The 24,748-nt window shown below is 64.0% G+C and carries 21 protein-coding genes and 1 tRNA gene; 12 read left to right on the top strand and 10 right to left on the bottom strand.

Annotated features, from left to right (window positions below):
* The first annotated feature begins 59 nt into the window (after positions 1-59).
* The 4 genes from ACX3P0_RS11585 to ACX3P0_RS11600 all read left to right on the top strand — a co-directional run bounded on the left by ACX3P0_RS11585 (position 60) and on the right by ACX3P0_RS11600 (position 5,492).
* Positions 60-908, top strand: coding sequence for a dimethylarginine dimethylaminohydrolase family protein (locus ACX3P0_RS11585; RefSeq protein WP_459077902.1), 849 nt, complete (start codon positions 60-62; stop codon positions 906-908).
* Positions 909-921: 13 nt separating this feature from the next.
* Positions 922-1,581, top strand: coding sequence for a (d)CMP kinase (gene cmk, locus ACX3P0_RS11590; protein WP_459088574.1), 660 nt, complete (start codon positions 922-924; stop codon positions 1,579-1,581).
* 205 nt (positions 1,582-1,786) lie between these two features.
* On the top strand, positions 1,787-3,484 hold the full coding sequence (gene rpsA, locus ACX3P0_RS11595; protein ID WP_459088576.1) for a 30S ribosomal protein S1: 1,698 nt from the start codon (positions 1,787-1,789) through the stop codon (positions 3,482-3,484).
* Between the two features lie 154 nt (positions 3,485-3,638).
* On the top strand, positions 3,639-5,492 hold the full coding sequence (locus tag ACX3P0_RS11600) for a hypothetical protein (protein WP_459088578.1): 1,854 nt from the start codon (positions 3,639-3,641) through the stop codon (positions 5,490-5,492).
* An 8-nt stretch (positions 5,493-5,500) separates the two neighbouring features.
* On the opposite strand, the gene ACX3P0_RS11605 is transcribed toward ACX3P0_RS11600, so the two are convergent.
* The 3 genes from ACX3P0_RS11605 to aroA are packed head-to-tail and all read right to left on the bottom strand — an operon-like array spanning position 5,501 to position 9,242.
* Positions 5,501-6,208: an SDR family NAD(P)-dependent oxidoreductase gene (locus ACX3P0_RS11605; protein ID WP_459088580.1), complete on the bottom strand. Its 708-nt coding sequence runs from the start codon at positions 6,206-6,208 to the stop codon at positions 5,501-5,503.
* Between the two features lie 51 nt (positions 6,209-6,259).
* Positions 6,260-7,837: a 5-guanidino-2-oxopentanoate decarboxylase gene (locus ACX3P0_RS11610; protein WP_459088582.1), complete on the bottom strand. Its 1,578-nt coding sequence runs from the start codon at positions 7,835-7,837 to the stop codon at positions 6,260-6,262.
* A 46-nt stretch (positions 7,838-7,883) separates the two neighbouring features.
* A complete protein-coding gene (gene aroA / locus ACX3P0_RS11615; protein WP_459088584.1) occupies positions 7,884-9,242 on the bottom strand; it encodes a 3-phosphoshikimate 1-carboxyvinyltransferase in 1,359 nt (452 codons plus the stop codon).
* Between the two features lie 193 nt (positions 9,243-9,435).
* Here aroA and ACX3P0_RS11620 point away from each other — a divergent pair, with 193 nt between their 5' ends.
* Together ACX3P0_RS11620 and ACX3P0_RS11625 are read left to right on the top strand one after the other, a co-directional pair.
* A complete protein-coding gene (locus ACX3P0_RS11620) occupies positions 9,436-9,819 on the top strand; it encodes a TIGR02300 family protein (protein WP_459077565.1) in 384 nt (127 codons plus the stop codon).
* Between the two features lie 172 nt (positions 9,820-9,991).
* Positions 9,992-10,067: transfer RNA gene (locus tag ACX3P0_RS11625), tRNA-Ala, on the top strand.
* Between the two features lie 207 nt (positions 10,068-10,274).
* Here ACX3P0_RS11625 and ACX3P0_RS11630 read toward each other — a convergent pair.
* The 5 genes from ACX3P0_RS11630 to ACX3P0_RS11650 form a co-directional block, all read right to left on the bottom strand.
* The gene (locus ACX3P0_RS11630) at positions 10,275-11,462 is read right to left on the bottom strand and encodes an extracellular solute-binding protein (protein ID WP_459088586.1); all 1,188 of its coding nucleotides are present in this window, start codon (positions 11,460-11,462) and stop codon (positions 10,275-10,277) included.
* Positions 11,463-11,498: 36 nt separating this feature from the next.
* Positions 11,499-12,260 carry a glucosamine-6-phosphate deaminase gene (locus ACX3P0_RS11635; protein WP_459088588.1) on the bottom strand — a complete coding sequence of 254 codons (762 nt, stop codon included), beginning with the start codon at positions 12,258-12,260 and terminating at the stop codon, positions 11,499-11,501.
* A 2-nt stretch (positions 12,261-12,262) separates the two neighbouring features.
* Positions 12,263-13,315 (bottom strand): LacI family DNA-binding transcriptional regulator, encoded by a 1,053-nt coding sequence (locus ACX3P0_RS11640; RefSeq protein WP_459088590.1) that lies wholly within the window; start codon positions 13,313-13,315, stop codon positions 12,263-12,265.
* A gap of 93 nt (positions 13,316-13,408) precedes the next feature.
* Entirely contained in the window at positions 13,409-14,593 is a 1,185-nt protein-coding gene (gene uxuA / locus ACX3P0_RS11645; RefSeq protein ID WP_459088591.1) for a mannonate dehydratase, read from the bottom strand.
* A gap of 37 nt (positions 14,594-14,630) precedes the next feature.
* A complete protein-coding gene (locus ACX3P0_RS11650) occupies positions 14,631-15,383 on the bottom strand; it encodes a GntR family transcriptional regulator (protein ID WP_459088593.1) in 753 nt (250 codons plus the stop codon).
* 158 nt (positions 15,384-15,541) lie between these two features.
* On the opposite strand from ACX3P0_RS11650, the gene uxaC reads away from it, so the two are divergent.
* The 6 genes from uxaC (at position 15,542) to ACX3P0_RS11680 (ending at position 22,620) form a co-directional block, all read left to right on the top strand.
* Positions 15,542-16,942 (top strand): glucuronate isomerase, encoded by a 1,401-nt coding sequence (uxaC, locus tag ACX3P0_RS11655; RefSeq protein WP_459088595.1) that lies wholly within the window; start codon positions 15,542-15,544, stop codon positions 16,940-16,942.
* A 2-nt stretch (positions 16,943-16,944) separates the two neighbouring features.
* A complete protein-coding gene (locus tag ACX3P0_RS11660; protein WP_459088597.1) occupies positions 16,945-18,426 on the top strand; it encodes a mannitol dehydrogenase family protein in 1,482 nt (493 codons plus the stop codon).
* 106 nt (positions 18,427-18,532) lie between these two features.
* Entirely contained in the window at positions 18,533-19,723 is a 1,191-nt protein-coding gene (locus tag ACX3P0_RS11665) for an extracellular solute-binding protein (protein ID WP_459088750.1), read from the top strand.
* Positions 19,724-19,800: 77 nt separating this feature from the next.
* Positions 19,801-20,868 (top strand): ABC transporter ATP-binding protein, encoded by a 1,068-nt coding sequence (locus ACX3P0_RS11670; protein ID WP_459088599.1) that lies wholly within the window; start codon positions 19,801-19,803, stop codon positions 20,866-20,868.
* Between the two features lie 8 nt (positions 20,869-20,876).
* A complete protein-coding gene (locus tag ACX3P0_RS11675) occupies positions 20,877-21,773 on the top strand; it encodes an ABC transporter permease (RefSeq protein ID WP_459088601.1) in 897 nt (298 codons plus the stop codon).
* 1 nt (position 21,774) lies between these two features.
* Positions 21,775-22,620: an ABC transporter permease gene (locus tag ACX3P0_RS11680; RefSeq protein WP_459088603.1), complete on the top strand. Its 846-nt coding sequence runs from the start codon at positions 21,775-21,777 to the stop codon at positions 22,618-22,620.
* Between the two features lie 88 nt (positions 22,621-22,708).
* Here the strand turns inward: ACX3P0_RS11680 and ACX3P0_RS11685 are convergent, their stop codons facing one another.
* A complete protein-coding gene (locus tag ACX3P0_RS11685) occupies positions 22,709-23,725 on the bottom strand; it encodes a Gfo/Idh/MocA family protein (protein WP_459088605.1) in 1,017 nt (338 codons plus the stop codon).
* Positions 23,722-24,747 (bottom strand): Gfo/Idh/MocA family protein, encoded by a 1,026-nt coding sequence (locus ACX3P0_RS11690; RefSeq protein WP_459088751.1) that lies wholly within the window; start codon positions 24,745-24,747, stop codon positions 23,722-23,724. The genes ACX3P0_RS11685 and ACX3P0_RS11690 overlap by 4 nt, the downstream gene beginning before the upstream one ends.
* Position 24,748: the final 1 nt, after the last annotated feature.

Genomic DNA, 24,748 nt, shown 5'->3' on the forward strand with positions numbered 1-24,748 from the left:
TATTTCAGTCAGGGATTTTCAAGGAGAGCGCGGTGGAAAAGGCATACGGATCGCAGTCGATGGCGGGGCCACTCAAGCGGGTGATGATGCGTTCGGCGGCCAGCGCCATGCGTCGGGCCGACGCCAGCCAGTGGCACTACGGGCCGGGTTTCGATCCGCAAAAGGCGGCCGTTCAGCATGAGGGCCTGGCCAGGCTCGTGGCCGATTCGGGCGCGACAATCGAATGGCTGACCGACGAGGATGACGGCCTGGCCGATTCTGTCTTCACCTTCGATCCGTCGCTGATGAGCGATCACGGCGCGATCATCCTTTCGATGGGCAAGGCGCTGCGGCTGCCGGAGCCCGGCTTGCATGAGGCGGCCTATACGCGCATGGGCATTCCCATTCTCGGCCGCATCGAAGCGCCGGGCCAGGTGGAGGGCGGCGATACCATCTGGCTCGACAAGCATACGTTGATTGTCGGGCGGGGCGTTCGCACCAACCAGGAGGGCGTGCGGCAACTTACCGAAATGCTTGGCCCCAAAGGCATTTCGGTTTACGGCTTCGACCTGCCGCTGTGGCAAGGCGAAGAGGCCTGCCTGCACCTGATGTCGGTCATCAGCCCGCTGGCCGACGATCTGGCGCTCGTCTATTCGCCGCTGCTGCCGGCACCCTTCTATCAGATGCTGAAGGCGCATGGCATTCGACTGGTCGAAGGCGATGCGGAGGAGTTTCGCCTGTCCAACGGCCTCAGCCTCAACGTTTTGCCGACCGACCATCGGCAGGTCATCGCCATTGCCGGCTTCCCGAAAACCAAGGCCGCCATGGAAGCGGCGGGCTGCACCGTCACGACCTTCGAGGCGGATGCGCTGTGCGTCGCTTGCGAAGGAGGCCCGACCTGCCTGACACGGCCGGTGCATCGGGCATGATGGAGGGGCGGGCATGAGCGCCACGGATGCCAATATCGTCGTCGCCATCGACGGGCCGGCGGGCGCCGGCAAGGGAACGCTGGCAAGGCGGCTTGCCGACCACTACCGGCTGAACCTGCTCGACACCGGCCTGACCTATCGCGCGGTGGCGCATGCGCTGCTGGAACTTGGCCTGCCGCTGGCCAATGTCTCGGCAGCCGAGACGGCGGCGCGCCAGGTCGATCTGAAAAAGCTCGACCGGACGGTTCTTTCGGCGCATGCCGTGGGCGAAGCGGCCTCGAAAGTGGCTGTATTCCCGAGCGTTCGCCGGATATTGGTGGAAAAGCAACGCGAATTCGCCAACACAGCGCCCGGCGCGGTGCTTGACGGGCGCGACATCGGAACGGTGGTCTGCCCGGACGCCACGGTGAAACTCTACGTGACGGCAAGTGCGGATGTGCGCGCACGGCGCCGTTTCGACGAGATCGAGGCCATCGGCGGGAAAGCGGATTTCAAGGACATCCTTGTCGACATCCTTCGTCGTGACGAACGTGACATGGGCCGCGCGGACTCGCCGTTGAAGCCGGCGGCGGACGCGCACTTGCTCGACACGTCGGAAATGTCTATAGAAGCCGCGTTTCTTGCAGCCATGGCGATCATAGACGACGCGACGGCCAAGAGAGACGCCGTCTGATCGATTTTCTTCTCGTTTCCGGAAAGTGGAAGCGGAGAAAAAAGAACGGGCAAACAAACCAGCCTGCCAGCATTCTTTATGCGCCGAAATTGCCGCCTCGAAAGGCGGCCAGGGTTTTGAAAAGACCCGGAACGCCGGCAGGTAAACCGCAACGCTAACCCACGGCGCCTGCTTCGCTGCCAGGCGGAGCCTTTCAGGAGAAACAATGTCAGCTGCAAATCCCACTCGCGACGATTTCGCGAGCCTGCTTGAAGAAACATTTGCCACCGGTCATTCCGGTGAAGGCCAGGTCGTGCGCGGCATCATCACCGCGATCGAAAAGGACATGGCCATCATCGACGTCGGCCTGAAGGTCGAAGGCCGCGTGCCGCTGAAGGAATTCGGCGTCAAGGGCAAGGACTCGACCCTCAAGGTCGGCGACACCGTCGAAGTCTATGTCGAGCGCATCGAGAACGCGCTGGGCGAAGCCATGCTTTCGCGTGAAAAGGCCCGCCGCGAAGAGAGCTGGGTCAAGCTCGAAGAGAAGTTCACCAAGGGCGAGCGCGTCGAAGGCGTCATCTTCAACCAGGTCAAGGGCGGCTTTACCGTCGATCTGGACGGTGCCGTTGCCTTCCTGCCGCGTTCGCAGGTCGACATCCGCCCGATCCGCGACGTCACGCCCCTGATGCACAACCCGCAGCCCTTCGAGATCCTGAAAATGGATCGCCGTCGCGGCAACATCGTCGTGTCGCGCCGCACCGTGCTCGAAGAGAGCCGTGCCGAGCAGCGTTCGGAGATCGTCCAGAACCTCGAAGAGGGCCAGGTTGTCGAAGGCGTCGTCAAGAACATCACCGATTACGGTGCGTTCGTCGATCTCGGCGGCATCGACGGCCTGCTGCACGTCACCGACATGGCATGGCGCCGCGTCAATCATCCGACCGAAATCCTCAACATCGGTCAGACGGTCAAGGTGCAGATCGTGCGCATCAACCAGGAGACGCACCGCATCTCGCTGGGCATGAAGCAGCTCGAGAGCGACCCATGGTCCGACATCGGCACCAAGTTCCCGATTGGCAAGAAGATCACCGGCACCGTCACCAACATCACCGACTACGGCGCGTTCGTCGAGCTGGAGCCGGGCATCGAGGGTCTTATCCACGTTTCGGAAATGTCGTGGACCAAGAAGAACGTGCACCCCGGCAAGATCCTATCGACCACCCAGCAGGTCGACGTTGTCGTGCTCGAGGTCGATCCGGCCAAGCGCCGTATTTCGCTCGGCCTCAAGCAGACGCTTGAGAATCCTTGGGAAGCCTTTGCACGTACCTACCCGGTCGGCAGCCAGGTCGAGGGCGAGGTCAAGAACAAGACCGAGTTCGGCCTGTTCATCGGCCTGGAAGGCGACGTGGACGGCATGGTTCACCTTTCCGACCTCGACTGGACCCGTCCGGGCGAGCAGGTGATCGAAGAGTACAACCGCGGCGACATGGTCAAAGCGCAGGTGCTCGACGTCGACATCGACAAGGAACGCATCTCGCTCGGCATCAAGCAACTGGCGCAGGATACGGTCGGCGAAGCGGCGACAAGCGGTGAACTGCGCAAGAACGCGGTCGTTACCTGCGAAGTCACCGGTATCAAGGAAGGTGGCCTGGAAGTGCGGCTGGTCGACAGCGGCATCGAGACCTTCATCAAGCGCAACGACCTGTCGCGCGACCGCGACGAGCAGCGTCCCGAGCGTTTCTCGGTCGGTCAGAAGATGGATGCCCGCATCATCGCCTTCGACAAGAAGACCCGCAAGCTGCAGGTCTCCATCAAGGCGCTGGAAATCGCCGAAGAGAAGGAAGCGGTCGCCCAGTACGGTTCGACCGACTCCGGCGCTTCGCTTGGCGACATTCTGGGTGCCGCGCTGAAGAAGCAGGGCAGCTAAGCCTAACTATCGGCCGCGCCTTTCGCGCGACCTGACGAAAAACCCCGCCGGAGCGATCCGGCGGGGTTTTGTTTGGACCATGCATCCGTCGTTCGGCCCTTGCATGGAGCGGCATCGTTTACGCGAAGGCAATCTTGCCGGTCTATACAGGGGCATGGGGCGGGATTTAACATCGGCGGATTATGACGGTCTGGGTGTCAGCCGGGCGGCTGCACCTACGGGCGGCGGGCTGCTGCCGCTGGCGCTCTGCTATCTCGGCCTCGCCCTCTACATGATCTTTCGGCATGTGCTGGGCCTGGCCATGGCCAACGATCCCGACGATCTCTTGAAACTGCACGAAATCCGCACGTTCATCGCAACAGGAAACGTCTTCGACCGCACGCTGCCGGGCATCCTGCAGCCGGAACCCTATGTCACGCACTGGCCCTGGATCGTCGATCTTCCCTATGCGCTCGTCGCGTGGCTGGTCATGCCGTTTGTCGGCAACGAAACCGCCCTGTCGGTAGCGACCTTTACCGTGCCGCTGCTTTTGCTGGCTCCGGCCCTGTATTTCTACAATCGGCTGGCGGTCGCGTCCGGCTTCACCAGAACGGTAATCGCCTTGCCGCTGGCCGTGTTCTGCGCGCTGCAAAGCTTCTTCGAGTTCGCGCCGGGCCGCATCGACTATCACAATCTGGAAGTGCTGATCTTTTTCGCGGCGCTTGCGCTCGCCTTGTCGCCGCGCCGCACTGCCACGGTTGCTTGCGGGGCGCTGGTCGCTCTCGGCATGGCCATCAGCCTCGAATTCGCTGTTTTCCATGCGCTGGTCGTCGGCCTCTATGCGTTCGACTTCGTTTTTGGCCGCAAGGACGGGCGGGCGCGGATCGCGATCTTCGGCGGGGCGCTGGCGGTTACGGCACTGGTGCTTTTTGCAGTGATCGTGCCGCCTTCCGCCTATGCCGTGGCCAAGTGCGACACCTATTCCGTCCCCTATGCCTTGGCCCTGGTTCTGGCCGGCCTGACCTTCGCGGCAGCACCATTGCTGGCCAGCCGTCACGGCCCGTTGCTGCGGGCGGGCGTACTCGTCATCCCCGCTATGGCCAGCATGGCCGTGGTCGCAGCCCTTTTTCCGCTATGCCTGGAAGGGCCCTATGCCGGGATGGATGCGCATCTGCGCGCCTTGGTGCTTGACGGCATTCCGCAGGAACTGAGCTTCTTTCAACGGCCGGACTTCGTGCTGTCGGAAAGCTTTCCCGCCATGATGGTGCTGTTTGTCGGCGCGCTGGCGCCCATCATGCTGTGCCTGGTCGAGCGGCGTCGGGAACGCGGCCTCGTCCTGTTCGCGCTTGCGTCGCTTCTCGCGCTGGTCCAGGCCATCGTCTATTTTCGCTATTTGCGCTACCTGCCTCTGTTTTCCGGCATAGGCCTGCTGTTTGTCGTTGCTGCCCTTTTGCCGCCGCGTCTGGCGGCAGAAAAATATGCCCATGGCCGCTTCCCGACAACGACCTTCAGGCGGCTCATGCTGATCGTTCCCGGCATGGCGCTGGCGCTTTTACTGGCGCTTTATCACCTGAGCGTCAAAACCGCGCCGCTGCCGGTCACAGCGGTCGATCTGGCGGGCTACTGCGGCGCGACGCCGTCCGTGGGACGATATGACTGGCCGACGGGGGCCGTCGTGCTTGCGCCTCCGCTTGTCGGCGCCGACCTGCTGGCGCAGCCGGCTGGACCGGTGGTGGTGGCGATACCCAATCACCCGGCCGCACAAGGCATCGAACGCGTGCATCGGTTCTTCGACCCGGCGACGCAAGACGCGGACAGTGTGCTTGCCGAGACGGGAGCAAATCTCGTTGCCGTCTGTGCCGCGCCCGCCGGCTTTGCCGAAGCGTTTCGAAAAAAATCGCCCCTGGCCTTCATGCTGATGGAAGGGAACCCGCCTTCGTGGCTCACGCAATGTCCGTCCGGCAAGGACAAGCCGTTGCGCTTCTATCGCCGGACCGAAGACGCGGACGCGCTTTGTCCGACCATGTAGCGGCGGGACTAAGCCCCGCCATATAGCGGCAGGAGCGCGCCGCTGGTCGCGATGTTGCGGGTGGAGATAAGTGCGGCCACCGTCTCGGCGGTCGCCTCCAGGCTGACCCATTTGGTGAAATCGGCCTTCGGCATGGCGGCGCGATTGGCCTGCGTGTCCAGCATCGAGGGTGCAATGGCGTTGACCAGGATGCCCTTGCCCTTCACTTCTTCCGCCAGCGCCACGGTCATTGCCGCGACGGCGGCCTTGCTTGCCGTATAGGCCACCATGCCGCTGCCGCGCCTGGGGTCAAGGCCGGGCCGGGCCGTGACGTTGACGATGCGGCCGCCCAGGCCGGAACCCAGCATGGAGCGGATCGCGGCGCGGCAGCACAGGAAGGTGGTGCGCGCGTTGGTGTCCATCATTTCGTCGAACGAAGCCGGATCCGTGGCTTCCACGGGGGCCATGGCAAAGCCGCCGGCCAGATGGACCGATGCCCACAAGTCCGGAACGCTTGCATAGAAAGCTTCGACCTTGGCTGGATCGGCCAGATCGACATTATGCGCAAGCTTCACGCGTTCGTCGCCGGCAAAGGCAAAATGCGGCGGTGCCGACGCATGCGCGTTCGGCACATGGCAGACGGCGCCTTCGGCAAGCAGCTTCGCCAGTACCGCCCCGCCGAGCGCACCGGTGCCGCCCGTTATGACGATGTGCCTGTCCTGCAATGTTTCGGCCATAATCGATTACCCCACGGCTATTCCGGCAGAAGTGTCGCGCCTTTCGGCCAGTCACTCAACCGAAATCTCGACAAGATAACAGCGCCTTGACCCTCTCGCCCGCAACAGCGCGTCCTTCAGCCCATCCGGGCTGGAAAGCCGCTCCGCCGGGATGCCGTAAGCGTCGGCAAGTTTGCAGAAATCCGGCGGGGCCGGCGAGACGCCGACCGGCTCGACGCCGACATCGCGCATCGATGTCTCGATCTCGCGGTAGCCGCGATTGTTCCAGACAACGAAGATGACCGGCGCGTCCGCATCGAGTGCCGCGCCCAGTTCGGGCAGCGTGAACTGAAAACCGCCATCGCCGGAAAGGCACACGACCGGCACATCGGGCATGGCGATAGCCGCACCGATTGCCGCCGGCGGGCCAAAGCCCAGCGCGCCGAAGCCGGTGGCGGCGTTGAACCAGCCGGCAGGACGGTCGTGATCATAATAGAGATTAGCCGCATAGATGGGCTGGGTCGAATCGCCGACGATGATCGAGCCCGGCAGCGCGTCGCGGATGGTTTCGACCACCCGCACCTGCGCCTGCATCGCGGCGCCGATCTCGGCGAAAGCGGCTTCCCGGGCGAATGCGGCGCGGGAAGCGCCGTCGGCCGCACCCGGCAACGCCTCGATTTGCGCCAGCAGCGCCTCGAAGGCCGCGCCGCAATCGGCGTGGATGGAAACGCTTGCTGGATGGCGATCAAGCTGGTCGACGCCGATATCGATCCGCACCAGATTGGCCGGCATCGAAAAACCGCCATCGCCATACATATCGTAGTCGGTCGGGCCGAACTCGGTGCCGGCCGCGATGACGAGGTCGGCATCGGCGATCAAGGCACGCACCGCCTTCAGGCTGGGGCTGGCCGGCACGCAGAGCCGATGGCCGTGCAGCAGGCCGCGCGCATTGGAGGTCTGGACGACCGGCGCGCCAAGCCGCTCGGAGAGGCGCTTCAGCGCCGCTTCCGCGCCCTTGGCCCCACCACCGACGAGGAGTACGGGCCGCTCAGCCGCGCTGGCGAGTTTTGCGGCTTGGGCAATGGCTTTTGGTTCGGGAGAAGGCGACGCCTCGCTTGCAGGCATTGCTACCAGCCCATCGGCAGGCATGGCCATCACGTCGATAGGGATTTCGATATGCACGGGTCCGGGCCGCGCCGTCGCAAACAGCGAGAATGCGCGTGCAAGGGCTGCGGGCAATTCCGCCGCGTCTTCGATGCGCAGGGAAAACAGCGCCACCTTTTCCATCATGCCGCGCTGGTCCGGCAATTCGTGCAGGAAGCCCAGGCCCTTGCCGAGCGTAGCGGCAGCGTTGACGCCGGAGATCACCAGCATCGGCACCGAATCGGCGCGGGCCTGTCCCATGGCGGTGATCGTGTTGGTCAGCCCCGGCCCGGTGATGACGAAGGCAACGCCCGGCCGGCCCGAGGCGCGGGCATAGCCATCGGCCATGAAGCCGGCGCCCTGCTCGTGGCGCGGGGTGACATGGCGGATGGTGGAGCCCGCCAGCCCGCGGTAAAGCTCGACCGTATGGACGCCGGGAATGCCGAAGACGGTATCGACGCCATGGGCTTCGAGCAGGCTGATAAGCGCTTCGCCAACAGTGGTCATCGGCAAGCACCCCTTATCGGGCTGCGCGGCGACAGCATCGGTTTCATTAGGCGCTCCCCACGACATCTATCTCCGCGCCAAGTCCGCGCATCAAATCCATGAATTCCGGGAAGCTGGTGGCAATCATGGCCTGGTCGTCGATCGTCACCGGCTTTTCGCTGGCCAGTCCCATGACGAGGAAACTCATGGCGATGCGGTGGTCGAGATGGGTCTTGACGGCGGCACCCCCGCCGAGCCCCTTGCCATCGGCCGAGCCGCGCACCGCCAGCGAAGCTTCGCCTTCGGTGCAGTCGACGCCGTTCAGCTTCAGCCCATTGGCGACGGCCGCCAGCCGGTCGCTCTCCTTGACGCGCAGTTCCTCCAGTCCCGGCATCAGCGTTTCGCCCTCGGCAAAACAGGCGGCGACGGCTAGGACCGGATATTCGTCGATCATCGACGGTGCGCGTTCCGGGGGCACCGTGACGCCCTTCAATTCGGAAGAGCGCACCCGCAAATCGGCAACGTCTTCGCCGCCTTCGTTGCGCGGATTGAGCACGTCGATTTTGCCGCCCATTTCCTGCAAGGTAAGCAGCAGACCGGTGCGGGTCGGGTTCATCAGCACATTCTCGATGATGATATCGGAACCCGGCACGATCAACGCCGCCACCAGCGGGAAGCCGGCCGAAGACGGATCGCCCGGCACCGCAATGGTCTGGCCGGTCAGCTTGCCCTGGCCCTCGATGAAAATGTGGCGCACGCCGCTTTCGTCGGTCTCGACGCCCAGGTTCGCGCCGAACCCCTGCAGCATCTTTTCGGTATGGTCGCGCGTCATCACCGGTTCGATGACGGTGGTGATGCCCGGCGTATTGAGCCCGGCCAGCAGCACCGCCGACTTGACCTGCGCCGAGGCCATGGGGACGCGGTAGGTGATCGGGGCGGCGTGTTTTGGTCCGCGCAGCGTGATCGGCATGCGGTCGCCCGGCGTCGCCTTCAGTACCTGCACGCCCATCTGCCGCAGCGGATCGAGCACGCGGCCCATCGGCCGGCCGGACAGCGAGGCATCGCCGATGAAGGTCGTTTCCATGTCGTAAGTCCCGACCAGGCCCATAGTCAGGCGCGAGCCGGTGCCGGCATTGCCGAAATCCAGCGGCCCCTCCGGTTCGAGCAGCGCGCCGTTGCCGGTGCCACGGATCACCCATTCGTCGCCGTGCTTCTCGATATGCGCGCCCATCGCCTTCATGGCCTCGCCGGTGCGCAGCACGTCCTCGCCTTCGAGCAGGCCGGTGATGCGGGTCTCGCCCGACGCGAGGCCGCCGAACATGAAGGAGCGGTGCGAAATGGACTTGTCGCCGGGCACGCGCACGGTGCCGGAAAGCGGGTTTGATTTTCGGCTGACGGCCGGCAGCGGCGCTGCTTCGTGCGGCATGATTCTTCCTTGCGCAACGGCCGCTATGCGGGCGTTTTCTTATTGTTGCGGCAGTCTCGTATCACGGCAGCAGCGAACGGTCATCCCCTGAGCCTGCCTGTTTGGAAACACGTTTTCGGGGCGCGGCTTTAAGTCTTTGACAGGGCCGCAAACTGTGGTTAAGGGGACCAAACTTTTCCATACGAGGCTTGCAGTGGCAAAATCCGAACTCGGCACCAAACGTATCGACCCCGAGACGGGTCGGAAATTCTACGACCTGAACAAGGATCCGATCGTTTCGCCCTATACCGGCAAGACCTATCCGCGCTCCTATTTCGAGGACAGCAAGGCTGCGGCCCTCGAGGAGGAAGAAGAAGAGGTCAAGGAAGCCGACGCCGACGAGGAAGAGAGCGTCGAGGTCGTTTCGCTTGAAGAGGCGGACGAAGAAAAGAAGACCGACGACGTGCCCGACCTCGACGAAGACGAGGATGTCGACCTCGGCGACGACGATGAAGACACGTTCCTCGCCGACGATGAAGAGGAAGACGACGATGTCGGCGACATCATCGGCGTAGGCGACAACGACGACGACGTCTGAAGCCGGGGCGGGCGCGCGAGACGTTGCCTGCCGGCTTTTCGCCCTGGGCGTAAAAAAGCGCGCGACCAAGGCTTGATCTTGACGAGAGGCGGGGTTAGAAGCCGCCTGCACTGACGGCGCGGTTTCCAGCCACGTCGACTTCGCCGGAAACGGCACCGGCCTGTGCCGGAATGGGGCCATAGCTCAGCTGGGAGAGCGCCTGCATGGCATGCAGGAGGTCAGCGGTTCGATCCCGCTTGGCTCCACCAAACCATTCCGGGCAACCCCGGTTGTTTTCCCACCCATAAGAGTGCGTCGTCTTTCAAAGACCGGCCGGCGCAAGCGCCAAATCCCTCGACCCGCCGCCGGACCGAGGGATTTCATGCAAATGCCGGCCAAGAGCACCGGATCGGAAAGCAGGTACCGGTTTTCGGCCTATTCCGATGCTCAATCGAATGGTTGGAGCGTACAGGTTCCTATTTGACGTTGTTGGCGGCGCCGATCTCCTTGTCCCACTTCTCGAACATGGCAACCAGCGGCTTGGCGTCGAGCGGCGGCTCGATCGGGTTGTCGGCGATCATCGCCGCATATTCGGGTCGTCCGAAACGCTTGATCGTGTCCTGGCTGTCCTGCGGCGCCATCTCGATCGGCACGTCCCTGATCGACGGGCCGGGATACATGTAGCCGTGGTCGTACATGAACGCCTGCTGTTCCGGCTCCAGGATGTAGGCGATCAGTTGCAGGAGAACGCCGAGCTTTTCTTCCGAGACGCCCTTGGGGATCGCCATGTAATTGGCGTCGCTGACCCAGTGGAAGCCCTTCAGGGTCGCAACCTTGTATTCCTCGGGAACGATGCCGAGATAGCGCGGGTTGATGTCCCATCCGGTCGTCGTGGCGATGATGTCGCGGGTGCCGTCGCCCAGTTCTTTCATGGTCACGGTCGTGCCGGACGGGTAATAGTCAATGCAGTCGTTCAGTTCCTTGAGATAGGCCCAGGTCTTTTCCCAACCGTCGATGGGGTCCTGCGGGTCCTTGTCGCCGAGCAGATAGGGCAGGCCCATGACGAAGGTGCGGCCGGGGCCGGAATTCGCCGGGCGCGCATACATGAACTTGCCCGGATGCGCCTTGCACCAGGCAAGCAGCTCTTCGGCGGTTTGCGGAAGATCTTTTACGCGCTCCGGCGCATATTCCAGAAGCGGGCCTGAAGGATACCAACTGTCGACGAAGCCCTGCCCCCTCGCCATCTTCTGCATGGCATAGGCGCCGGGCAGGTAGCGCTCGTCGAGTTTTGGGAACATATCCTCATAGTCGGGCAGGATCTGCGTCCACAACCCCTGCTCGATGCCGGCGGCAAGGGCGTCGTTGCCGGTAAGCACGAAATCGATATCCAGCCGGCCTGCCGCCTGCTGGGCCATGAGCTTGGCGGCAAGTTCCGGCGCGGGCGCCTGGGTGTAGACGAATTTCGACACCAGTTCCGGATGGGTCGCGGCAAATTTGTCGAGCGCCCGCTGGCTCAGTTGCAGGTCGCCGGCAACGTCGACCACGTTGATGACCAGCGGTTCCTTCGGTTTCGGAAACTCCTTGGCGAGTGCGAAAACCGGCCTTGCCGTCACGGCAACGCCAGCGCCCAAGATCGTCAGAAGGGCATTGCGTCGAGTTGTCATCGGTATCTCCTCCCTTTTTCCAAGTTGTGTGGGCGTCTATTCGCCCACTGTGTCCGGTACTTCGCGAAGCAAAGCGGCCGATTGCGGATCGAGAAACAGGTGGCAGGCGCCATGTCTGCGCAGGATGCCTGCCGGCACCATCGGCGTGATCGGCGCTTCGAGCGTATCGCGCACCGCCTCGGCCTTGCGGGCGTCCGGCACCGCCAGCACGACCAGGCCGCTTTTCATGATCTGGTTGACGGTCATCGAGATCGCCTTGTGCGGAACGTCCTCCAGCGTCGGAAACCAGCCTTCGCCGAATTGCTGGCGGCGGCAGCGGTCGTCCAGCGTCACGATGTGGTACGGAGCGGTCGTCTCGAAATCGGCGGGCGGATCGTTGAAGGCCAGATGCCCGTTTTCGCCGATGCCCGCGAAGGTGACGTCGATGGGATGGCGGGCAATCAGCGCGCTGACGCGGGCAACCTCCGCGGCCGGGTCGGCCACGTCCCCATCGATGAGATGAAAGGCCCCGAGCGACGGCAATTGCGTTGTGAAGCGCTCCTTCAGATAGCGCCGAAAGCTCGCCGGGTGCGTATCAGGCATGGCGACATATTCATCGAGATGGAAGCCGGTGACGCGCGACCAGTCGATGTCGTCCCGCTTCACCAGCGCGGCAAGCACCTCGAACTGGCTGGCGCCGGTGGCGACGATGATGTTCGCCGCACCGCGCGCCTCGATCGCGGCCCGGATCGCCTGCGCCCCGAGTTCGGCGGCAGCAGTGCCCAGCGCCTGTTTGTCCGGTTTCACGTAAATTCGCATGTTCACTCCATTGCTGTAAGTCGGTCGGCCCGCGCCATGCCTCGCAGCGCGGACGGGCTTTCGGTCGTCGCCCGGATGACGAGTTCGGTGGCGAGATTGATGCGCCGGTGGGGCAGGGGCTTGCCTTGCAGCATGGCGGCAAGAAGCTCTACCGCCTGCCTTCCGGCCTCCGCGCAATGGGTGACGATGGATGTCAGGGGCGGGAAAAGGGTCGGCGCCAATATGCCGTCGCACCCGACCACGCTGTAGTCGCCCGGCACCGACAGGCCGCGCGCGGCAAGCTCGGACATGATGCCCTGGGCCATGACGTCGTCGAAGGCGAGGGCCGCGGTTGCCCCGGTCTGGACAAGTTCATCAACGCAGGCCTGGCCCGCTTCGAAACTGGGCCGCAATGTCGCAACCCGCACGATGTCGACCCCAAGCTCTGTGGCCGCCTTGGTCACGGCACCGTAGCGCTGGCTGTTCGACCAGGAAAATGCCGGCCCGGCGACATAGGCGATCGACCGGTGGCCGAGTGAAACCAGATGTTCCAGCGCCTGCGCGTAACTCGGCCCGGTATCGACCAGCAGCCGCGTCATGCCGGGAATATCCCGGTTGACGAGAACGCAAGGCCGCCGCCGCGCATGTTCTAGGATCTGCTTGGTCTGCAGGCGCGAGGAAGCGATGATGAAGCCTTCGACCTGCGCCGACAGCTTGGTGAGGAGCATGTCTTCCAGTTCCGGCGTCTCGTCGGAATCGCCGATGAATGTTGCATAGCCGCGTTCGCGGGCCGTTGCCTGCCCGCCGCGCATCAGGGCGGCGAAGAACGGGTTGGTGATGTCGGGCACGATCAGCGCGATGTTGCCTACCCTGCCCGTGCTCAGCGCGCGAGCGGCATGGTTGGGGACATAACCGAGGCGCGCCGCAGCCGAATGGACGCGTTCCACCGTCTCGCGATTGAGAAGCTCCGGCCGGCCGAACGCGCGTGAAACCGTGGCCGAGGAGACGTTGGCCGCATTCGCTACTTCGCTCAGCGTCGGTGTCGAGGATGAATTGTTGCGCCTTCGCCCGGTCATGTGCGTTCCTGTGCAAGCGCTTGCATGAAAGCGCTTGCACAGAGGTGTGTCAAGAGGCCCCCGGCGGCCGGTGCCGGGAGCGTTGCCGCTCCGTCAGGCCTTCGACTGAAGCACGTGGATGATGCCGCGCAGTTCCGCCAGCCCGCGCAGCCGGCCGATGGCCGGATAGCCGGGGTTCACCTTCTTGCTGAGATCGTCCAGCATGCGGTGGCCGTGGTCAGGGCGGAAGACGATGCTGTCGTGCGCTGCCCTTTTGCCGTCTTCGGCAAGCAATTCGCGCAGGACCGCGACCATGTCGACGTCGCCCTCCAGATGGGCGGATTCATGGAAGCTGCGGCCGTCGCCTTCGCGCCGGGTCGCCCGCAAATGCGCGAAGGGGATACGCGATGCGAAGTGCCTCGCCATGGCCGGCAGGTCGTTGTCGGCGCGCACGCCGAGGCTCCCCGTGCAAAAGCACATGCCGACGGAAGGCGACGGCACCGCTTCGAACAGCGCGTCGTAGTCGGCTGCGGTCGAGGCGACCCTCGGCAGGCCGAACAGCGAGCGGGGCGGATCGTCGGGATGCAGCGCAAGCCGGACGTCGCTCGCTTCGGCAGCGGGTGCGATCGCCGCCAGGAATTCGGTGAGGTGGCGGCGCAATTTGGCGGCGTCGATGCCGGCGTAACGCTCCAGCCGCTCGCGAAATTGCGGGACCGTCAACGGCTCCGTGGTCGAGCCGGGCAGCGCGCTGGCGATATTGGCGACGAGGGCCGCGGCCTCGTCTTCGCTCATCGCCTCGAAGACGGCCTTCGCGCGCTCGCGGTCTTCCTTCGAATAGTCGGCTTCCGCGCCCTTGCGCTGCAGGAGATGCAGGTCGAAGGCGGCAAACCGGTCCTGATCGAAACGCATCGCCGTCGCGCCGCTTGGCAATTCATAGTCGAGGTCGGTGCGGGTCCAGTCGACCAGCGGCATGAAGTTGAAGCAGATGATGCGGATGTCGTTGGCCGCGACCGCTTCCATGCTGGCGATCCAGGCTTCGATCTCGGCTTTGGCCTCACCGCCGTGGCGCTTGACGGCGTCGGGGATCGGTATGCTTTCAACGACCGACCAAGTAAGCGGCGAGCGGCCGGGCGGCGTATCCTCGATCATCGCCTTGCGCGCCGCCACCTCCGCCTTGGTCCAGGCGCGCCCGATCGGCACTTCGTGCAGGGCCGATACGATATCGGTGGCGCCGGCCTGACGCACGGCATCGAGCGGAACCCCCGCATCCGGTCCAAACCATCTCCATGCCTCACGCATTCGTTCAATCTCCAAACTATTTTAGGGACCGGTCCGATCAGACAAACCAGTCGGGGTAGGTATCGCGCAACTGCTCCACATCGGGAATGACCGCGCCAAGATGGATTTTCATGGCTTCGCAGGCGGCGTTCACGTCATGCGCCGCAATGGCGTTGCGAATGATCGCGTGCTCGCCGATCACGTGGTCCATGCGGCCAAGTGCGGGCAGCGTCATGCGCCGCGCGCGGTCGATCTGCACCTTGACCGGCTTCAGATAGTCCCAGATGCCGGAATAGCTGGCGATCTTGGCAATCGCCTCGTGAAACGCCTCGTCGGCCTCGTGAAAGCCGTTCATGTCCTGGCGCTCGGCAAGGAACCGCTGCCGCGCCAGTATCTCGTCGAGCAGCGCCACGTCTTCGCTCGTCGCGCATTGCGCGGCCTTTTCGACGGTAGCACCCTCCAGCGCCTTGCGGATGACGACAGCCTCGGGGATGAGCGAGATCGGGATCGGCGCGACGAAAGTTCCCGACTGCGGGTAGATGTTGACCAGCCCGTCCTCGACCAGGCGAATCAGCGCCTCGCGCACCGGCGTCCGGCTGACCCCGAAGCGCTCGGTCAGGGCTTTTTCGTTCAAGGCGTTGCCGGGCTTTATCTGCATGGATACGATCGCCGCATGCAGTTCGCGGTAAACCGCCGATGCGGCGGTGGTGCGCACGATACCGGACGGCCGCATCTTCGCTCGAGCCGGAGCGGCGGGAACAGCGGCCGGCTCGGAGCCCGCAACGTTCTCACGCGCCTTTGCTGATTTCATTCCTCGATCTCCGATCTTCGACCAGTTGACATATTAATATATTATTCCTTACAGTTCGCCAATATCGGAACGCCGCTTCATCCCACATTATGATCGCGGGCGTTTGGTCGCCCCTCCGTTCCGAATGCCGCTTCACTGCCCGACGCCAAGGATTTGCAATGCCGCTCCACCCTGACAGGCTTTTTTCGCCGGACCCCACCGTCCGCTCCATCGCGAGACGCCTCTATCAAAGCGTGCATGCCCTGCCGATCATCTCCCCGCACGGCCATACCGAGCCGGAGTGGTATGCGCACGACCTGCCGTTCCCGGACCCCGCCACGCTGTTCGTCAAGCCCGATCACTATATTTTGCGCATGTTCTACTCCCAGGGAATGCGCATGGAGGATTTCGGCGTGCCGCGGCTGGATGGCGGCCCGATCGAAACCGATCCGCGCAAGATCTGGCGCCGTTTCGCCGAGAATTACGCCCTTTTCCGAGGAACCCCGACACGACTTTGGTTCGAGCATTCGCTGGAAACGGTGTTCGGGATCGAAGAGCGGCTTGGCGCGGAAAATGCCGACCGGCTGTACGACCGCATCGCCGAACAACTCGAACAGCCGCAAATGCGCCCGCGCGCGCTCTACAAGCGCTTCAACATCGAAGCCATCTCGACGACGGACGCCGCCACCGATGCACTTGCCGCGCATGACGCGATCAAGGCTTCCGGCTGGGACGGGCGGGTTGTGCCGGCCTATCGGCCCGATGCCGTCGTCGATCCGGCGCGCAAGGGTTTTCGTGCCGAGGTCGAGCGGTTCCTGGCGTTGGCCGGAACGCCCACCAGCTATGCCGGCTATCTGGAGGCGCACCGCATCCGCCGCGCCTATTTCAAGGATCGCGGCGCGACCTCGACCGACCATGGCCATCCCAATGCCCGCACCGCCGACCTGTCGAAGACAGACGCGCAAGCCCTGTTCGACCGGGTGCTGAAGGCCGATGTCTCGCCGCAGGACGCCGACCTGTTCCGTGCGCAGATACTGACGGAAATGGCGCGCATGAGCGTCGAGGACGGTCTGGTCATGCAGATCCACCCCGGTTCGTTCCGCAACCACAACCCGCAGGTTTTTTCCGAATTCGGCTTCGACAAGGGCGCCGATATTCCCACCCGGACCGACTATGTGCACGACCTCAAGCCGCTCCTCGACGCTTTCGGCAACGACACGCGCCTGACGCTGATCCTGTTCACGCTGGACGAGACGGTCTACGGGCGCGAGCTTGCGCCGCTTGCCGGGCATTATCCGGCCTTGCGGCTCGGCCCGCCCTGGTGGTTTTTCGACAGCCCCGAAGGCATGTACCGGTTTCGCAAGCTTACCACGGAGACGACCGGCTTCTACAACACGGTCGGCTTCAACGACGACACCCGCGCCTTCTGCTCGATCCCCGCGCGCCACGACATGGCGCGGCGCGTCGACTGCAATTTCCTGGCCGAACTGGTGGCCGACCACCGGCTCGACGAGGATGAGGCGCAGGAGGTGGCGCACGATCTCGCCTACCGCCTGGCCAAGCAAGCCTACCGGCTTTGACCATGGCGCAGCGGCTTTCCAATCGAACCCTTGACGACCTGTCGGCGGGGATCGCACGCCCCGCCTATGACCGAAGCGCCATGCAGGCAGGGATCGTGCATCTCGGCATCGGCGCATTCCACCGCGCGCACCAGGCCGTCTATACCGATACGGTGCTGGGCAAGGGCGATCTGCGCTGGGGCATTGTCGGCGCATCGCTGCGCAGCGCCGATACGCGCGACGCGCTGGCCCCGCAGGACGGGCTCTTCACGGTGGTTGCGCGCGACGGCGACGGCGAACGACTACGCGTCATCGGCTCCAGCGCGGGCCTGCTTGTCGCCCCGGAGAACCCCGAGGCGCTGCTTGCCGCGCTGACGCACCGCCAAGTCAAGATCGTGTCTCTGACGGTCACCGAAAAAGGCTACTGCCATGCGCCGGCAACCGGCGTCCTCGACGAAGCGCATCCCGACATTTGCCACGACCTCGCCTCGCCGGGTGCGCCGCGCACGGCGGCCGGATTCATCGTCGAGGCGATTGCGCGCCGGCGCGCCGCAGGCAGCGCACCGTTCACGCTGCTGTCATGCGACAACCTGCCGGCCAATGGCCGGACGCTGAAGCGCGTCGTTTCGCGTTTCGCGGAACTGCGCGACCCCGATCTCGGCCGTTATGTCGCCGATGAAATCGCCTGCCCGTCGACCATGGTCGACCGCATCGTACCCGCGACCACGGATGGCGACCGCAATTCCGTTGCCGAGGCGCTCGGCATGGAAGATGCCTGGCCGATCGTCACCGAACCGTTCTCGCAATGGGTGATCGAGGACGACTTTCCGTCGGGGCGGCCGCAATGGGAGCAGGTCGGCGCGACCTTCGTCAAGGATGTGGACGCCTATGAGTTGATGAAGCTCCGGCTGCTCAACGGTAGCCACTCCACGCTCGCTTATCTCGGCTATCTCGCCGGCCATGAAACCGTGTCGGATGCGATGGCGGCGCCCGGCTTCGGCCCGCTGGTCGAAGCGTTGATGGACGATGAGGTCACGCCGACCCTGCCCCGGCTCGCCGGAATAGACCTCGACGCCTACAAGGCGGAACTCTTGGCGCGTTTCCGGAATCCGGCGCTGCGCCACCGCACATGGCAGATCGCCATGGACGGCTCCCAGAAGCTTCCGCAACGGCTTCTCCACACCATCCGCGACCGGATCGCGGCGAAGGCGCCGTTTGCGCGGCTCGCGCTCGGTGTCGCGGCCTGGATGCGCTATGCAGCAGGCACGGACGAAAAGGGCAATCGCATCGACGTGCGCGATCCGCTCGCCGAAACCATGCGCGACCGCGCGCAAGGAGCCGGCTCGGCTGCCGAGCTGGCGGCTGCCTTTCTGCGCCTGGAGCAGGTTTTTGGCACCGACCTTGCGGCCATGCCGGAATTTCGGGCTGCCGTCGAATCCGCATTGACCGACTTGTTGAACGACGGCGCATCCGCCACGGTGGCGCGATGGGCCGACCGGCGGTGAGGCAATCGAACAGAAAGCGGTTGTCTTTAGTGACTGGTAGATTAATATATCAAAACTGAAACCCTGCCCGACAAGACAGGATCACCCAGTGGAGGAGATGAAGATGATCAAGATCACCCGCAGGCAGGCAGTGGGCGGATTGGCCGGCATGGCGGCGCTGCCGGCTATGCGCGCCTTTGCCCAAACCGCTGCTACCGGGGCCGCCAAGGCGCCGACCTCGCCCGTTTCCATCAATGTCGTCGACGTCGCCGGCAATCTGGCGCTGACCCAAAAGGCGATCGAGAACTACAAGACAGCCAAGCCGGAATGGGTGTCGAACATCGGATTCACCAAGGCGCCCGCGCCGGAGCTTCCGGGCAAGATCAAGGCGCAGCAGGCGGCGGACCGCGTTGACATCGACCTCGTGCTCACCGGAACGGATGCGTTGTCGGCGGGCCTGGAGATGGATTTGTGGGTCAAGCTTTTGCCGGATGAATCGGGCGCCTTGCCGAATCTGGCCGATATCTATCAGGAGCCGGCAGTGCGCATGCAGTCGCTGGCCAAGGACCATGGCGTCGTCGTCACCTATTATCCGTCCGGGCCGCTGCTCGAATACATGCCCGACAAGGTCAAGACGGTGCCGACCACGGCGGAGGAGCTTCTGGCCTGGGCCAAGGAAAATCCGAACAAGTTCCTTTATGCACGCCCGGCCAATTCCGGCCCCGGCCGCACCTTCCTGATGGGCCTTCCCTACCTGCTCGGCGACACCGATGCCAACGATCCGGTCAAGGGCTGGGACAAGACCTGGGCCTACCTCAAGGAATTGCACAAATACATCGAGTACTATCCGACCGGCACCGGCGCCTTGATGAAGGAACTCGGTGAAGGCACGCGCGACATGACGGTGACGACGACCGGCTGGGACATCAACCCGCGCGTTCTCGGCGTCGTGCCGAAAGAAGCCAAGGTTGCGGCGCTGAAAGGCTTCCATTGGGTCGCCGACGCCCATTACATGTGCGTGCCAAAAGGCGTCAGCGAAGAAAAGATGGCGGTGCTGAAGGATTTGATGACCTTCCTTTTGACCCCCAAGCAGCAGGCCTACACCTATGATGCGGGCTATTTCTATCCGGGCCCGGCGGTCAAGGGCGTCACGCTCGACATGGCCCCGCAGGAAAGCCAGGACGCAATCGCCGAGTATGGCCGGCCAGAATATGCCGACCTGATCGCCAACAATCCGATCGAACTGCCGCTGCAGCCCTCGGACATGGTCACGGCATTCCGCATCTGGGACGAACAGGTCGCCGCCATCGCGAAATGACGCGTCTCTGACGGTCGGCACTTGACACGATCCGGGCATGCCGCCCGGATCGTTTGCAACAATGGGGTTACGAACGGATGCTGCTTGCCTCGTCGAAATTCGACGAACTCCGCCTCGATCACATGAGCCGAAAGTTCGGCTCGGTGAGCGCGCTGAGTGACGTTTCGCTGACCGTCCGCAAGGGGGAATTCATCGCCCTGCTAGGCCCTTCCGGCTGCGGCAAGTCGACCGCGCTGAACTGCATCGCAGGTCTGCTTTCCACCACCGGCGGCAGCATCTATCTCGATGACAAGCGCATCGACCAGTTGAAGCCGGAAGACCGCGGCTTCGGCATGGTCTTCCAGAATTATGCCCTGTTCCCGCATATGACGGTCAGGGCCAATATCGGCTTCGGCCTGAAGATGCGCGGCACGCCCAAGGCCGAAATCGCCAAGCGCGTCGACGAGGCGCTGGGACTGGTGCGGCTGGAGACACAGGGGCACAAGCTTCCCGGCCAATTGTCCGGCGGCCAGCAGCAGCGCGTGGCGATTGCCCGCGCCATTGTCATCGAGCCGCCGCTGGTGCTGATGGACGAGCCGCTCTCCAACCTCGATGCCAAGCTTCGCCTCGAGATGCGCGCCGAAATCCGGCGCATCCACAACCAGTTGGGGGCCACCACGCTTTACGTCACCCACGACCAGGACGAGGCCTTGTCGCTTGCCGACCGCATCATCGTTTTGAGCGACGGCAAGATCCGGCAGGTCGGCGCGCCGCGCGATCTCTACGAAAGCCCCGACCATCTCGACGTTGCCGAATTCATGGGCTACCGCAACCGGCTCACCGGCAAGGTCACGGCACGCGACGGCGACATCGGCACGGTCAAAGTCGGCGACGTCAGCCTTTCCGGCAGGTTGCGCGACGATCTCGCCATCGGCGCGCAAGCCGTGATCGCAGCCCGCGCCGACGATGTCACCATGACCGCCAGGGGCGCCAAGACGCTCGACGCGACGGTCGAAACCATCGAATATCGCGGCCGCGAATTCGTCGGCACGGCGCGCGCCGCAGATGGCATGGAGCTTATTTTCCACGCCAAGCAGGCCGCGTCGGTCGGAAACACGGTCTCGCTCTCGATCGATCCTGCCCACGCCCTGATCTACGCGGCGTGAGGGCGGCGATGTCGACGCTCGATCATACGCCCCCTCCGTCGCTGCGCCAGCGGCTGGCCGTGCACGGTATCGATGGCGTCACGCTTCTGGTGTTTCCCGCCGCCCTGTTCACGCTGGCGATCTTCGTCTACCCGTTCCTCTACGGCCTGCTTCTGTCCTTCGAGCCGAAGGAAGGCGGGATGCTCGCCAATTATCAGCGCTTCTTTTCCGATCCGTTCCTCTACAACACCATTGCCACGACGCTCTGGCTGGCGGTGCCGGTCACCGTCATCAGCCTGGCGCTGGCGCTGCCCATCGCCTTTCGCGTGCGCCTGATGACGCACCAGCGCATGTTGACCACCATCCTCGTTCTGCCGGTCACGCTGGGCACGGTGCTGGTGGCGGAAGGGCTGCTCAACTATCTCGGCCCACAAGGCTGGTTCAGCCGCACGCTCATGCTGTTGGGCATCATCGGCAGCCCCGTGAAACTCACCAACAATTACTGGGGCGTTTTCGCCTCGCTGATCATCACCGGCTTCCCGTTCACGTTCCTTTTGACGCTTTCCTACGTGACGGGCATCGACCCGGCGCTGGAACAGGCGGCAGCGACCCACGGCGCCCGCTCCTGGCAGCGCTTCCGCTACGTTTTCCTGCCGCTTCTGGTCCCCGGCCTGGCCATCGCCTTCCTGCTTTCCTTCGTGCAGGCTTTTGCCGTCTTCCCGTCGGCAATCCTGCTCGGCGCGCCGGCCGGTCCGACGCGCGTCATCTCGATCGCGGCCTACCAGGCCGCCTTCGAGCAATATGACTACTCCATGGCTTCGGCCATCGCGATGATCATGGCTGGCGTGCAACTGGTCATCGTCGTCGCCATCCTGATGCTGCGCAACCTGTTCTATCGCGGCAGCACCACCGGCGGAAAGGGCTGACATGATCCGCGATACAACCATCGGCGCCAAGCTCTGGATCACCGCAATATGGGTGGTGGTGGGCTTCTTCATCCTCAACCTCGCGGCGATGATCGCCACCGTCATCCTGTCGTCCTTCGGCACGCGCTGGCTGGGCACATGGATTCCCGCCGGCTTCACCACCCGCTGGTATTTCTCCGCCTGGGCGGAATTCCAGCTCTACGACATCCTGATCGTGACGTTCCAGATCGCCTTCACCGTGGTCGCGCTTTCGGGCCTGCTCGGGGTCACGGCGGCCTATGCGCTGGCGCGGCGCGATTTTCCCGGCAAGAAGCTGGTCATGCTCCTGTTCCTGCTGCCGCTTCTGGTTCCGCCGATCACCTTCGGCATTCCGCTGGCGACCGTGCTCTATCAATCGGGCGTGGGCGGCACGTTCTGGGGCGTGGTGCTGGCCAACCTCGTGCCGACGGTGCCCTTCGTCATCCTGGTGATGATCCCGTTCATCGAGCAGATCGATCCCAAGATCGAGGCGGCGGCGCGCGTCTTCGGGGCCAGCACGTTCCAGCTTTTTATCCATGTCCTGCTGCCGATGCTGGTGCCGGGCATTCTGGCGGCGCTTCTCCTGGTTTTGGTTCGCACCATCGGCATGTTCGAACTGACCTTCCTGACGGCCGGTCCGACCAGCCAGACACTCGTCGTGGCGCTGTATTATTCGGTCTTCGCCTCGGGCGTTCGCGCCGTACAGTCGATCGACGCGATGGCGGTGATCTACATGATAACGACGCTGATCTGGCTCTTGATCGCGCTGCGCTTCGTCAACCCGACGCAGATCGTGGCGCGCGCCAAGCAGCAGCCCGCCTCCACCTGACAAGAACTTGTCTTTCCGCCGCATGATCGCGGCGGAAAGACCGCTTTCTGAGGTAGTCTCGAAAACGTTTCAGATTTTGAAGGGGGCGTTATACCGGCTGGTTGCTGGTAGGATCGGCGCGGATGATGCTGGCGATCAGGCGTTGCGTTGCCAACGCTTCTTCTCCCGTCACAGCGGGATCACGGCCTTGCGCAACCGCATCGGCGAAATCGGCAATCAGCGCACGGTGCGCGTCATGGGGAAAGTCCATGATGGCGGCGCCGCTGCCGGTCTTCCCTTCCGCCTCGACACGCTCTTCGCGCCCGTCGAGCCAGGCAACGTGCAGCGCGCCGCCGGTCAGAGTGGCCGTGCCGAGCGAGCCGATGATCTCCATGGTTTCAGGCGAACCGGGATAGGCTGCGGTGGTCGCCAGCAGCGAAGCCGGTGCGCCGTTGTCGAGTCGCATCAGGGCGGTGACATGATCCTCGGCTTCCATCTTGTGCAGGCTGGTCGTCCGCACCTGCGAGGCCAGCACATCGACCTCTCCCAGCAGCGAGCGGAACAGGTCGATGACATGGATCGCCTGCGACAACAAAACGCCGCCGCCGTCCCGCGCGAAACTGCCGCGGCCGGCCGCATCGTAATAGGCCTGCGGTCGCCACCACGGAACACGCAAGCTGGCTGCCTCGACCGTGCCGATGGCGCCTGCGGCCAGTATTTCGCGCAGCCGCAGGCTGGCCGGTCGGAACCGGTGTTGCAGCACGACGCCAAGAAGCAGGCCCGTCTTGCGCCCCAGCGCCACCAGATTTTCGGCACGCGCCAGCGTCGTTTCCAGGGGCTTTTCCACGAGCACATGCTTGCCGGCGGCAAGGGCTGCCTCGGCTACTGCCAGATGCGCGTTGGCCGGCGTCAGCACCAGCACCGCCTGGACTTCCGGATCGGCAATCGCGGCGGCGATGTCGGTCGTCACGGGGAAGGGAAACTGGCCAGCAAAGGCGTCTGCCGTCGCCTGGCTGCGGCTGGCCGCCCATTTCAGCTCGATGATGTCGGCAAGATCGACGAGGCTCTTCGCATGCGGCAGCGCCGCCGGACCGAGGCCGATCATGGCGACACGTAGCCTGCTCATCGCGCGTTCCTTTCCTTGGCCGTCACGACGACGGCCCCGGCCTGCGCCTCAAGCGCCAGCCGACAGACGGTGAAGACATGTTCCTGCGCCGTCGCGGTTTCGGTGCGATCCCGCACATCGGCGAGCAGGCGTTCGAAATAGCTGATCTTTTCGCCCGACGCATCGAAATGGCGCGTGCCTTGGCCGTCGACCATGAACACATGATCGGTGCCGGGTCGCCCGGCGATGTCGACATATTTCCTCAGTTCGATCGTGCCCTTGGTGCCGAGCAGGATCAACCGCCCGTCGCCCCAGGTCGGCAGTCCGTCAGCGGTGAACCAGTCGACGCGGATATAACCGCTCGCTTTATCGGAGCGCAGCAACACATCGCCGAAATCCTGGAAATCCGGGATATCGGGTGCGCCGTAATGGCCGATGGCGCTCGATACGATACGGGCATCGGAAGAGCCAGTATAGAACAGGAACTGGTCGATCTGATGCGAGGCGATATCGACGAGAATGCCACCATAGTTCGCCGGATCGAAAAACCACGCCGGGCGCAGCGGTCGGTTGAGGCGGTGCGGACCCAGGCCAGTCACATGGATGACCTCGCCGATGGCGCCGTCCATTACCAGCTTCGTCGCCAGCGTCGAGGCCCGCGTCAGGAAGCGCTCGGAAAAGCAGATCGAAAAAATGCGTCCCGTGTCGCGCACCGCCTGCCGCACTGCGGCAACCTGCTCGAACGTGGTCAGGCCGGGCTTGTCGGCCAAAACGTCCTTGCCGTGCCGCATCGCCTCGATGGCAATGCCGGCCCGGTCCGACGGGACAGCGGCCGTGACGACGAGATCGACGGCGGGGTCGTCGAGCAGGCGCTGCCGCTCGACCGCCGCGATCTTCGGGAAACGCTCGGTGATGCCGGCGGCTACCTTGGGATCGGTCGTCGCGGGATAGTAGCCGGCGCACTCCGCGCCGGCATCCAGAAGCCCACCGATCAGGTCATAGACATGACGATGATCGATGCCGATAACGGCAAACCGCATCAGT

It is taken from the genome of Mesorhizobium sp. A556 (assembly GCF_054489545.1).

Bases quoted from the DNA above. Each gene is read 5' to 3' on its own strand.
- ACX3P0_RS11585 (WP_459077902.1), top strand. From the start codon at position 60: ATGGCGGGGCCACTCAAGCGGGTGATGATGCGTTCGGCGGCCAGCGCC.
- ACX3P0_RS11600 (WP_459088578.1), top strand. From the start codon at position 3,639: ATGGGGCGGGATTTAACATCGGCGGATTATGACGGTCTGGGTGTCAGC.
- ACX3P0_RS11610 (WP_459088582.1), bottom strand. From the start codon at position 7,837: ATGACCACTGTTGGCGAAGCGCTTATCAGCCTGCTCGAAGCCCATGGC.
- ACX3P0_RS11605 (WP_459088580.1), bottom strand. From the start codon at position 6,208: ATGGCCGAAACATTGCAGGACAGGCACATCGTCATAACGGGCGGCACC.
- rpsA (WP_459088576.1), top strand. From the start codon at position 1,787: ATGTCAGCTGCAAATCCCACTCGCGACGATTTCGCGAGCCTGCTTGAA.
- cmk (WP_459088574.1), top strand. From the start codon at position 922: ATGAGCGCCACGGATGCCAATATCGTCGTCGCCATCGACGGGCCGGCG.
- ACX3P0_RS11675 (WP_459088601.1), top strand. From the start codon at position 20,877: ATGTCGACGCTCGATCATACGCCCCCTCCGTCGCTGCGCCAGCGGCTG.
- ACX3P0_RS11630 (WP_459088586.1), bottom strand. From the start codon at position 11,462: ATGACAACTCGACGCAATGCCCTTCTGACGATCTTGGGCGCTGGCGTT.
- aroA (WP_459088584.1), bottom strand. From the start codon at position 9,242: ATGCCGCACGAAGCAGCGCCGCTGCCGGCCGTCAGCCGAAAATCAAAC.
- ACX3P0_RS11640 (WP_459088590.1), bottom strand. From the start codon at position 13,315: ATGACCGGGCGAAGGCGCAACAATTCATCCTCGACACCGACGCTGAGC.
- ACX3P0_RS11680 (WP_459088603.1), top strand. From the start codon at position 21,775: ATGATCCGCGATACAACCATCGGCGCCAAGCTCTGGATCACCGCAATA.
- ACX3P0_RS11670 (WP_459088599.1), top strand. From the start codon at position 19,801: ATGCTGCTTGCCTCGTCGAAATTCGACGAACTCCGCCTCGATCACATG.
- uxaC (WP_459088595.1), top strand. From the start codon at position 15,542: ATGCCGCTCCACCCTGACAGGCTTTTTTCGCCGGACCCCACCGTCCGC.
- ACX3P0_RS11635 (WP_459088588.1), bottom strand. From the start codon at position 12,260: ATGCGAATTTACGTGAAACCGGACAAACAGGCGCTGGGCACTGCTGCC.
- ACX3P0_RS11650 (WP_459088593.1), bottom strand. From the start codon at position 15,383: ATGAAATCAGCAAAGGCGCGTGAGAACGTTGCGGGCTCCGAGCCGGCC.
- ACX3P0_RS11660 (WP_459088597.1), top strand. From the start codon at position 16,945: ATGGCGCAGCGGCTTTCCAATCGAACCCTTGACGACCTGTCGGCGGGG.
- ACX3P0_RS11685 (WP_459088605.1), bottom strand. From the start codon at position 23,725: ATGAGCAGGCTACGTGTCGCCATGATCGGCCTCGGTCCGGCGGCGCTG.
- uxuA (WP_459088591.1), bottom strand. From the start codon at position 14,593: ATGCGTGAGGCATGGAGATGGTTTGGACCGGATGCGGGGGTTCCGCTC.